A 1,786-nucleotide genomic window follows, 5' to 3' on the forward strand; every position below is an offset into this window, starting at 1 on the left:
RAAGCATCTAAGCACGAAGCCCCCCTCAAGATGAGATTTCCCATGACGCGAGTCAGTAAGACCCCTCAGAGATGATGAGGTCGATAGGTCCGAGGTGGAAGCGTGGCGACACGTGGAGCTGACGGATACTAATCGGTCGAGGACTTAACCAAGCGATGCAGGACCTTCGTTATCAGTTTTGAAGGTGCAACCTTCACAAGTGAAAAAAGGTCCGGTGACGATGGCGAAGAGGTCACACCCGTTCCCATCCCGAACACGGCCGTTAAGCTCTTCAGCGCCGATGGTAATGGGGGGGCGACCCCCTGTGAGAGTAGGACGTTGCCGGGCCAGAGAGGAAGTCACTTGTCACGAGTGGCTTCTTTTTGTTTGCCGGAATTCCCGCATACCATTTTTGATGGGCATGCAGATGGAAGGGAAAAGAGCAGCGTTCAGCGCTGGCGACGATGGCTCGCCCGCGCTTGGCCAAGTCTTTTAGACCGCTCGAAATCATTGTCTATAAAGCGTTCCGGAGTGATCGTCTCAAGGTCAAGACCGCCGTTTTCAGGCGCAGAAACGTAAACCTAGATTATTCATAAGAAAAAACGGGCATACGCCCGGTCTTTTTTGGGTTAGAGGAAATCTGTAATTTAGTTATGGCGGTTTACTGAAGCAGATCCACAAGGAACTAATTTGGGAGATGCCGAAAACGGTGATTTGGTCAACATATCGGATGATGATGAAATTGCAAATGGCACGTTTGATGTGATTGCGAAATGTATTATGAAAAAGAGATTTAAAACATTCATCTTTGCTTTAGCAGCAGTGTTATTGATTCCTACTTCAGCTTTTACGAGCACTGGTGATACAGACGCGAGTGACTCAGATACAGGTGATACAAACGTCGGTGACGTTGTAATATATGGAGCCGGAGATTGGGACACAATATTATCAGCTGATTATGAAGTTTCTAAGTCAGTAACTATTTTTAATATAAACCAAAAATGAACCAATTTTATTTTCCTTGGCTAAACGATTTACTGCCTTTTCCATTGTATTTTTGGTTTGTTCTCCTTTATACTCATCGGCTGATATATGAATTATAACTTCAGATTTTTTTCTATCCTGTTCAAGAACAATAGATTTTATATTATTGTATCCCTCTTTTTTCAATTCAGCTCTAAGTTTTTGAATATAGTTAGAGTTTATGGTTCGAGTAGTAATAGTGTCTAAATCATAAGGATGGCCGGTAAAAGTTTGTGTTTCAGCATTTGCTGTTGGATTAAGAAAACCAGTGATAGTTCCTCCAGCTATTACCAAACAAATTAAGGTGCTGATTGTAATCTTTTTCACCTTCTTAATTACCCCCTTTCCTCCAATATTAAGCATTTTTTTGCAAAAAATTCTTGTCTTTATTTTATTCTACAGTATTACCATTTATCCTTCTTGGATTAACCAAAAGGTTACCTACGTCAACCGAAAGTTGAGTCCGTAAAATTGTGTAAAAAGGAAATGTAAAAAGAGCCACGTTGCTTTCCCTTTGATAGAATGGACATTGACCAAAACAAAAAACAAAAAGGAGGAAAGCAACTATGGCTCAATACAATATTACAATAAGCGATGAAATCCTGCACGGGTTCTTGTCGCAAGATCAAGGACTGGCCAAACTGTTGGAACAGGTCTTGAATCAAATCCTTGAAGCCCAGTTAACGGATCAACTTGGCGCCGGCCGTTATGAGCGCACAGAGGAGCGAAAAGGCTATCGAAACGGGTCTTATCCCCGGCAATTGACGACTCGGGTGGGACGGTT

General features: G+C 42.5%; 3 protein-coding genes and 2 rRNA genes. 4 read left to right on the forward strand and 1 reads right to left on the reverse strand.

Translation table 11 applies throughout. The features are described from left to right. The 3 genes from CCB157_RS17850 to CCB157_RS18510 form a co-directional block, all read left to right on the forward strand. Positions 1-152 (forward strand): 23S ribosomal RNA (locus CCB157_RS17850); the annotation flags it as partial. 58 nt (positions 153-210) lie between these two features. Further along, positions 211-327: ribosomal RNA gene (gene rrf, locus CCB157_RS16330) — 5S ribosomal RNA — on the forward strand. A 342-nt stretch (positions 328-669) separates the two neighbouring features. Then, positions 670-984 carry a hypothetical protein gene (locus CCB157_RS18510; RefSeq protein ID WP_439951335.1) on the forward strand — a complete coding sequence of 105 codons (315 nt, stop codon included), beginning with the start codon at positions 670-672 and terminating at the stop codon, positions 982-984. Here CCB157_RS18510 and CCB157_RS16335 read toward each other — a convergent pair. Next, the gene (locus CCB157_RS16335) at positions 952-1,329 is read right to left on the reverse strand and encodes a hypothetical protein (RefSeq protein ID WP_077616883.1); all 378 of its coding nucleotides are present in this window, start codon (positions 1,327-1,329) and stop codon (positions 952-954) included. The genes CCB157_RS18510 and CCB157_RS16335 overlap by 33 nt on opposite strands. Before the next feature lie 239 nt (positions 1,330-1,568). Here CCB157_RS16335 and CCB157_RS16340 point away from each other — a divergent pair. Next, positions 1,569-1,786: transposase (locus CCB157_RS16340; protein WP_077616884.1), on the forward strand; the 218-nt coding region annotated here is incomplete at its 3' end.

The organism is Caenibacillus caldisaponilyticus (assembly GCF_002003465.1).
In the GTDB taxonomy this organism is placed as follows: Bacteria; Bacillota; Bacilli; order Bacillales; family Sporolactobacillaceae; genus Caenibacillus; species Caenibacillus caldisaponilyticus.